Source organism: Rhodoferax sp. UBA5149 (assembly GCF_002413825.1).
In the GTDB taxonomy this organism is placed as follows: Bacteria; Pseudomonadota; Gammaproteobacteria; order Burkholderiales; family Burkholderiaceae_C; genus Rhodoferax.
The window spans coordinates 1-6,562 of record NZ_DHXT01000194.1 but is presented as its reverse complement, the minus strand read 5'-3'; the positions used below and the strand labels follow the sequence as shown (position 1 = coordinate 6,562).

At 59.2% G+C, this 6,562-nt stretch carries 9 protein-coding genes; 2 read left to right on the top strand and 7 right to left on the bottom strand.

Features of this window, described 5'->3' with window-relative positions; all coding sequences use genetic code 11:
* Positions 1-528 (top strand): aminotransferase class I/II-fold pyridoxal phosphate-dependent enzyme (locus tag B3V69_RS17290; protein WP_296448240.1); only part of this gene is annotated, 528 nt, incomplete at its 5' end.
* Between the two features lie 10 nt (positions 529-538).
* Here B3V69_RS17290 and B3V69_RS17285 read toward each other — a convergent pair.
* Positions 539-1,081 (bottom strand): phasin family protein, encoded by a 543-nt coding sequence (locus B3V69_RS17285; protein ID WP_296448239.1) that lies wholly within the window; start codon positions 1,079-1,081, stop codon positions 539-541.
* Positions 1,082-1,275: 194 nt separating this feature from the next.
* On the opposite strand from B3V69_RS17285, the gene B3V69_RS17280 reads away from it, so the two are divergent.
* Positions 1,276-2,016, top strand: coding sequence for a heparan-alpha-glucosaminide N-acetyltransferase (locus B3V69_RS17280; RefSeq protein WP_296448238.1), 741 nt, complete (start codon positions 1,276-1,278; stop codon positions 2,014-2,016).
* A 71-nt stretch (positions 2,017-2,087) separates the two neighbouring features.
* On the opposite strand, the gene B3V69_RS17275 is transcribed toward B3V69_RS17280, so the two are convergent.
* The 6 genes from B3V69_RS17275 to B3V69_RS17250 all read right to left on the bottom strand — a co-directional run bounded on the left by B3V69_RS17275 (position 2,088) and on the right by B3V69_RS17250 (position 6,476).
* Positions 2,088-2,873 carry a peptidylprolyl isomerase gene (locus tag B3V69_RS17275; RefSeq protein ID WP_296448237.1) on the bottom strand — a complete coding sequence of 262 codons (786 nt, stop codon included), beginning with the start codon at positions 2,871-2,873 and terminating at the stop codon, positions 2,088-2,090.
* 37 nt (positions 2,874-2,910) lie between these two features.
* The gene (locus B3V69_RS17270; protein ID WP_296448236.1) at positions 2,911-3,201 is read right to left on the bottom strand and encodes a BolA family protein; all 291 of its coding nucleotides are present in this window, start codon (positions 3,199-3,201) and stop codon (positions 2,911-2,913) included.
* Positions 3,198-3,749 carry a septation protein A gene (locus tag B3V69_RS17265; RefSeq protein ID WP_296448235.1) on the bottom strand — a complete coding sequence of 184 codons (552 nt, stop codon included), beginning with the start codon at positions 3,747-3,749 and terminating at the stop codon, positions 3,198-3,200. The genes B3V69_RS17270 and B3V69_RS17265 overlap by 4 nt, the downstream gene beginning before the upstream one ends.
* Entirely contained in the window at positions 3,746-4,156 is a 411-nt protein-coding gene (msrB, locus tag B3V69_RS17260) for a peptide-methionine (R)-S-oxide reductase MsrB (protein WP_296448234.1), read from the bottom strand. The genes B3V69_RS17265 and msrB overlap by 4 nt, the downstream gene beginning before the upstream one ends.
* A gap of 27 nt (positions 4,157-4,183) precedes the next feature.
* Complete coding sequence (locus B3V69_RS17255; protein WP_296448233.1) at positions 4,184-5,689, bottom strand: protein adenylyltransferase SelO; 1,506 nt, start codon at positions 5,687-5,689, stop codon at positions 4,184-4,186.
* A 79-nt stretch (positions 5,690-5,768) separates the two neighbouring features.
* Positions 5,769-6,476, bottom strand: a complete 708-nt coding sequence (locus B3V69_RS17250; protein WP_296448232.1) for a Crp/Fnr family transcriptional regulator — start codon at positions 6,474-6,476, stop codon at positions 5,769-5,771.
* Positions 6,477-6,562 lie beyond the last annotated feature (86 nt).

The following is a 6,562-nucleotide window of genomic DNA, read 5'->3' as shown; positions in this document are numbered from 1 at the left end:
GACCAGGTGCCCGGCAGCCGCGATTGGCTCGCCCATTGCGGATCGTTCAGCAAAATTCTGAGCCCGGGTCTGCGCGTGGGCTGGCTGATTGCGCCCGCGGAGTTGTTGGCCAAAGCCACCATGTGCAAGCAGTTCAGCGACGCCCACACCAGCAACCTGAGCCAGGCCATCGCCGCCCACTATCTGACGTTGAACCGGCTGGACGCGACGCTGGCCGTGGTGCGCAGCACCTATGCCGAACGCGCGCGCGTCATGGCCGAATCCTTGCGCCGCGAGCTCGGTAGCGCCATCGAGTTCAACCAGCCGCAGGGCGGCATGTTCTTCTGGGCCAAGCTCACCGGCGCAGAAGGCCGCGGTCGCAACGCCCCCGACTTTGCCAAACGCGCCATCGACCAAGGCGTGGCCTTTGTGCCCGGCGCGCCGTTCTTCGCACACGATCCTGATCTGTCCACCTTGCGCCTGAGCTTTGCAACAGTCGGGGTGGAGAAGATTGAAGAGGGGATTGGGCGGCTGGGGCAGGCGCTTTAGTCAGATGCGCTTACTTGGCGGGGTAGCTGCTTTTGGGGTAGCCTAAGCGAGCCAGTGCCTGTTTGATACGGGCATTGAAAGCGTCGCTGACGCTGTCGATGCCCTGGTCCACCGCGTTGCTTGCATCGTTGATGCGGCCCTTGAGCAGATCGGCGTTGCTGTCGATCGCACCCCGCCCCTGAGATTCGAGTTTTTCGCCGGCCTTCACCAGCGCTTCGAAGGCTTTCTCACCCTTGGCGCCGGTTGCCGTGGTGGCCTTGGCCAGTGCGCCCAGACCCGCCAGCCAGATGGCGCGCTGGGAATCGATCAGCTTGAACGAGGCGTCCCGTGTCAAATGCACGACGCTAGTGACCTTCCGGCGGCTTCGGGTCGCCACCTGTTTCAGCGTAGCGGGCTCGGTTTCGGCGGTCGATTTGGTTTTTACCGCGACGGCCTTGGCCTTTGATTTGGCTGCGGCAGTCTTTGCCACGGTGGCCCTGACGCGTGATTTGGCGGCGACAGTTTTGGCCGTCTTCGCTGTTTTGGTTGCAGTGGTCGCTTTGGTGGTCGCCATGAAAAACTCCCTCATTGATTGATGAAACCGGCCAATGAATCAGTGCATGTCAGTGCATGACCGTGATGCACAAACAAGTGTCTCTGAGTCCCTCTAAGGGCCGCAAGCTAACTTCACGCAGTGACATGCCGTGAATTGTTTCCTGACTATTCGGGTATCGTCAAGCCATGCTGCGCAAATCAATCCCTCTTTTTATGCCCCGATTCGACGCGGTCGACGCTTTGCGTGGCTTTGCCATGGTGTGGATGACGGCGTTTCACTTCTGTTTTGATCTCAACCACTTTGGGTTTTGGCAACAGGATTTTTACCGCGACCCGACCTGGACCTGGCAGCGCACCTTGATCTTGAGCCTGTTTTTATTTTGTGCGGGCTTGGGCCAAGCCATCGCGGTGGCGCAGGGGCAAAGCTGGTCGCGTTTTTGGCGCCGTTGGGTGCAGGTGGTGGGGTGTGCCTTGCTGGTCACCGCGGGCTCGTGGCTGATGTACCCGCAAACTTTCATCTATTTCGGTGTGCTGCACGGTATTGCCTTGATGCTGATCATCGCGCGCTTGACGACCCGCTGGGGCGGCTGGCTGTGGATTCTGGGTGGCGTCGCAATTGCTACTAAATTCATAGCTGCTTACGCAATGGATATGGGGGCCATGGCCCATTTTTCCGATATGTTTAACGCGCCACGGCTGAACTGGCTGGGCCTGATTACGCGCAAACCCATCACCGAGGACTATGTGCCGCTGCTGCCCTGGCTGGGCGTGATGTGGTGGGGTGTGGCCGGCGGCGCCTGGTTGTCGAGCCGAGGCGCCGGGCGCTTGTCGTGGCCCTTGCCCGTGGCGATGAAGCCCTTGGCAATCCTGGGGCGCTGGAGTCTGAGCTATTACCTGCTGCACCAGCCGCTGATGATCGGCGCCTTGATGGCGGTGGGCTGGCTGGTCAACTAGAAAAAAACAAGAAACGCGAGCGAAAAAAAACGCGGCCTTAACCGCGTTTTTTTCAGAAGTCGCCAGCCAAACTATTCGATTTTGGCTTTGGCGCGCAGTTCTTCCTGGAACTTCGACATCTTTTGTTGCTGCAGTTGCTGTGCGATTTGAGGTTTGACGTCGTCAAATTTTGGCAACTGGGCGTCACGAATATCGTCCAGACGAATGATGTGATAGCCGAATTGCGTCTTGACCGGCGTCTCGGTGATTTTGCCCTTGGCCAGCTTGGTCAGGGCTTCGGAGAATTCGGGGACATAGTTGCCAGGGCCGGCCCAGTCGAGATCGCCACCCTTGGCGCCAGAGCCTGGATCTTTGGAGGATTTTTTGGCGATTTCTTCAAATTTTCCGCCTTTTTTCAGCTGGGCAATGATGGCTTTGGCCTGGTCTTCTTTTTCAACCAGGATGTGGCTCGCTTTGTACTCCTTGCCACCGTTGGCCGCTGCAAATTTGTCGTACTCGGCCTTGATCTCGGCATCGGTGACGGGGTTGGTCTTTTGATAATTGCCAAACAGCTCACGAATCAGAATCGTCTGGCGCGCCAGTTCGATCTGGGTTTTGAAGTCTTCCGTGGTGTCCAGTCCCTGTTTCTGGGCTTCCTGAATGAAAATTTCGCGGGCGATCACTTCGTCCTTGAGCTGGCCCTGAATTTCAGGCGTCACCGGGCGGCCCGAGCGGGCGATCTGCTGCGCCAGCGCGTCCACGCGTGCTTTGGGCACCGCTTTGCCATTGACGATGGCCACGTTTTGCGCCAAGACAACCGGTGCCAGAGTGCCCAGTAGCGCGGCAGCGGCAATGGCTGATATGAGTTTCAATTTCATTCGGGGTCCCTAAGTAATAAGTTCTAAATAACCAGGATCAAACGGGTGGTAAATGGGCTTCAATGGCCAGCGCGTGCAGGCCCTGGTCCATGAAATCTTGCAGCGCATCATACACAAGGCGATGCCGCATCACGGCGGTCTTGCCGGTAAATAAATGTGAAGTGATGCGCACCCGAAAATGGGTGCCAAAGCCGCTGCCATTGGCGCCCGCATGGCCGTTGTGCTGGAAACTCTCATCCACCACCTCCAGCGAGGTCGGTTGCAGGGTTTGGCGCAAACGCTGGTCGAGCAGTTGAGCGGTGGGTGCTGTTGACGTGGTGGAAGTCATGGTGGGTTGGGGGCCTGGGGTTCGTCGGCTTTGAGGTAACGCGAAATATAGAAGCCCTGACCCACGATGAAGACCAGCGGAAACGCATAGCCCCAGAGCTTGAAGTTGACCCAGGCTTCCGTGCTGTAGTAGGCCGCCACATAGGCATTGATCAGCGACATGAAAGCGCAGTAGGCGACCCAGACCACGTTGAGCCGCATCCACACCGGGTCCGGCAATTCCATCTGGCTGCCCAGCATCAGTTTGAGAAAGTTTTTCTTCCACACCCAAACCGCGAGTGCCAATCCGATGGCCATGGCGGCATACAGCACGGTGGGTTTCCATTTGATGAAGCGGTCGTCGTGCAGCACCAGGGTCAAGGCGCCAAAAACCAGCACCAACGCCAGCGTGACCTTGTGCATGATCGTCAGTTTGCGGTCAATCGCATAGATCAGGCTCATCTGAAGCAGGGTCGCGACCATCAATACGCCGGTGCCCGCGTAAATGTCGTAAACCTTGTAAGCGCCGAAAAACAGCAGGATGGGGAAGAAGTCGATCAGTATTTTCATTTAGGGCTGAAGTTTAACGAAGCTGAGTTCATGCAATAGCGCAGGCCGGTGGGCGCCGGGCCGTCTTCAAACACATGGCCCAGGTGCGCGCCGCAATCGGCGCAGTGCACTTCGGTGCGACGCATCCCCAGCATGCCATCGACCTTGGTGCCCACGGCCGCCTCGTCGATCGGCTGGAAATAGCTGGGCCAGCCGCAGCCGGACTCGAACTTGGTGCTGGCATCAAACAAGGGCTTGTCGCAGCAAATGCATTTATAGACGCCATCGGCCTTGTTGTCTTCCAGTTTGCCGGTGTAGGCACGTTCGGTGGCTTCATGGCGCGTGACCTCGAAGGCCCGCGGCTCGGCGCCTTTTTCTGCCAACAGGGCTTTCCATTGGGCGTCGGTTTTTTCAATTTTGTAGGTCATGACGGGGCTCACGGTTTGGGGGATGGTTCAGGAACTGCAGCTGATTTCGATGCCCGCGGCCCAATCGGGCGGGAAGTCGGCGTAGGCTTCAAAACCAGGATGCTCCTCGAAGGGGGACTCAAGCAGCATCAGCAAGGTATCGACCTGCGAAAAGTCTTTAAGTTTCGCTCTTTTGATAGCCTGTTCGCCCAAATGGTTGCGCAGCACAAACTTGGGATTGGTTCTTAACATTAAATCGGTCGCTAGCCCGCGTGGAATATGCGCCAGCCGCTCCGAATAGCGTAGCAACCAGGCGTCGGCCGCGGGGCGGTCCAGAAACAGATCACGCACCGCTTCGGTGTCGGTGCCGGCGCTGGAATGGCTCAGGCGCCGCCAGAAGATGGTGTAGTCCACCCGGTCCTGGGCCAGCAGCTTGAGGATGTCTTCAATCAGGGCTCGGTCATGCGCCGACGCATCCCTTGAATTTTCGTCGTCAAGATTCACCAGACCCAGCTTGGCGCGCATCAGCCGTTCCAGGGCGGCGGGAAACACGGTTTTATAGGACTCCAGCGCGCCGATGGCCAGTTCTTGCGCCTCAATCAGCGGCAACAGGGCCTGGCCCAGGCAAAACAAGTTCCAGTAGGCGATGTTGGGCTGCTTGTTGAAGGCGTAACGACCTTGCGCGTCAGAGTGGTTGCAAATATGGCCGGGGTTGTAGGCGTCCAGAAACTGGAACGGACCGTAGTCGATGGTGAGACCCAGAATGCTCATGTTGTCGGTGTTCATCACGCCGTGGCAAAAGCCCACGGCCTGCCACTGGGCCACCATGATCGCGGTGCGTTCGCTCACCGCCTCCAGCAGGGCCGCATAGGGGTTGCCAGAAAATTTGTCGCTCGTTCGGCACGCCGGGTAAAACCGGTCAATCACGTAGTCGGCCAGGGCCTTGAGTTGAGCATGCTGGCCGCTGTGTGAAAAATGCTCGAAATGGCCGAAGCGCACGAAGCTGGGTGCGACCCGCGTGACCACCGCTGCGGTTTCCATGGTTTCGCGTCGTATGGGCGCGTCCGAGCCGGTCACGCACAGCGCGCGTGAGGTGGGAATAGCCAGACCCTGCATCGCCTCGCTGCACAAAAATTCGCGGATGCTGGAGCGCAAAACGGCACGGCCGTCGCCCATGCGGGAATAGGGCGTGAGGCCCGCGCCCTTGAGCTGCAGCTCCATCCCATCGCTGGTTTCGCCCAGCAAAATGGCACGGCCATCGCCCAGTTGCCCTGCCCACATGCCAAATTGATGACCGCTGTAGACACTGGCCAGGGTTTGCGTGCCGGCAATCTGACGGTTGCCAGACACCGCCTCCAGCAGCTCGGCTGACTCGCGCCAGGCCTCGCCAAGACCCAGTTCGCGGGCTAGCGACACGCTATGCCCCACCCAGTAAGGCGCGGGCAGTGGCTGAGGTGCAAGAAGGGTGTAAAAATCTTCGCCCAGCTGGGCGAAACTGTTGCGCCAGGTCAATCCCAGATCGAGATTGCTGCGCATGTCTGGGACGATGTTCATGGCGGAATTGTCTCGCAGCGTCGCCCCGCCCGCAGCCTGCAGGGTTATCTTTCGCAGTGCGGGGCAGGGGTGCCGGGGGTCAGGGGTTTGGCCGTCCCGGTGTTTCGGGCGCTGAAAAAATGAAGCGGGTCAGCGCGTCGTCGTCGGCAATGTCCACCCGGCCGAATTCCAGTGTTACCAGTCCGCGTTGCGCCAGTGACTTCAGGGCCCGGTTGGCGGTCTGGCGCGATACGCCGACCAGGTTGGCCAGCTCGTCCTGCGACAGGCTGAGTTTGCGGGTGCGGTTCCAGAACAGGCGGCTCAAGGACAGCGCGACCCGCTGCTCGGGCGTGCGCAGGCGGCTGGCCTCAATGAGGGCCATGGCCTGGCTCAGGCGAAGATTCAACTGTTTGACCAGGACCTGGTTGAACGCGATGCTGGTGGCGCGCAGTTGGTTAAATTCGGCCAGCGGCAGGCACAGCAACTCCGTGTCGCGCAAGGCAATGACTTCGTACTGGCGCCGCTCGGCCTTCAGCGCCGAGCCTTCCCCAAACCAGTCGCCGCGCGCCACGCCCAGAAAAGTGGATGAGCGGCCCTTCACGGGAACCGTTTGTATCTTGATCAGGCCCGCCAACACGGCGTACCAACCGGCCACCGGCACATTGGCTTGCAGCATCAGCTCTCCTTTTTGGCCGGTCGTGCGCACGACCTGCCCGCTAATCTGAGTTTGAGTCGAAAGGGGCAGACTGGCGAACCAGGGTTGCGCCGCAAGAAAACGTGAAGTGGACGAAGCTGTATTGGGGAACATGGGTCAGTCAAAAAGGCGCTTGTGCAGGTTGAGGTGCCCGGCGGGGATGAGTGTCATGTCTTGGGGTAAACACTGAGTATTTGTCA

What these genes read in the sequence shown, in the direction of transcription:
- B3V69_RS17285 (WP_296448239.1), bottom strand. Translation starts at nt 1,081, where the DNA reads ATGGCGACCACCAAAGCGACCACTGCAACCAAAACAGCGAAGACGGCC.
- B3V69_RS17280 (WP_296448238.1), top strand. Translation starts at nt 1,276, where the DNA reads ATGCCCCGATTCGACGCGGTCGACGCTTTGCGTGGCTTTGCCATGGTG.
- B3V69_RS17275 (WP_296448237.1), bottom strand. Translation starts at nt 2,873, where the DNA reads ATGAAATTGAAACTCATATCAGCCATTGCCGCTGCCGCGCTACTGGGC.
- B3V69_RS17270 (WP_296448236.1), bottom strand. Translation starts at nt 3,201, where the DNA reads ATGACTTCCACCACGTCAACAGCACCCACCGCTCAACTGCTCGACCAG.
- B3V69_RS17265 (WP_296448235.1), bottom strand. Translation starts at nt 3,749, where the DNA reads ATGAAAATACTGATCGACTTCTTCCCCATCCTGCTGTTTTTCGGCGCT.
- msrB (WP_296448234.1), bottom strand. Translation starts at nt 4,156, where the DNA reads ATGACCTACAAAATTGAAAAAACCGACGCCCAATGGAAAGCCCTGTTG.
- B3V69_RS17255 (WP_296448233.1), bottom strand. Translation starts at nt 5,689, where the DNA reads ATGAACATCGTCCCAGACATGCGCAGCAATCTCGATCTGGGATTGACC.
- B3V69_RS17250 (WP_296448232.1), bottom strand. Translation starts at nt 6,476, where the DNA reads ATGTTCCCCAATACAGCTTCGTCCACTTCACGTTTTCTTGCGGCGCAA.